The 397-nt window shown below is 51.6% G+C and carries 1 protein-coding gene; it reads right to left on the bottom strand.

Going from position 1 to position 397, the window contains the following annotated elements; all coding sequences use genetic code 11:
- Positions 1-397, bottom strand: a 397-nt coding sequence (locus tag AK963_RS34520) for a hypothetical protein (protein ID WP_175404808.1), incomplete at both ends; no start/stop codon positions are given.

Here is a 397-nt window from a genome sequence, read left to right as displayed (position 1 = left end):
ACGGTATTGTCCATCAAGGGCAACAGATCAATGGTCAGTTCTGGCGAGGTGATATTCTCATTATACGGTGCATGAGTGAGGTTGCTCGCCTGTGCAATGGCGGTAATGGTGCTGCCGTTGAAGGTTTGGGTTTTGGCGGTGTTGGTCACGTCCAGCTTTCGAACGTAACCATTAAACGTCTGCTTGATGACGTATTCAGGATAGGTGTACTGCTCCAACGCCAGAATGGTAAACGCCCCGGTCTGGTAATCAATGCTGCCTGTCACCCCACGCCAGCCACCCGTTGTATCGTCGCTGATCTGCTTGGCTACGTTCCGGGTGGTTTCATAGGTAGTCCAGTCATCCTCGTTTCTGGTTTCGCTCGGCACATTGGATAACTGCTCGACCAGAAATTGCA

Origin of the sequence: Endozoicomonas atrinae (assembly GCF_001647025.1) — a bacterium.
GTDB lineage: Bacteria > Pseudomonadota > Gammaproteobacteria > Pseudomonadales > Endozoicomonadaceae > Endozoicomonas > Endozoicomonas atrinae.
Note: the sequence above shows the minus strand (reverse complement) of the source record. Positions and strands in the feature narration are given on the sequence as shown.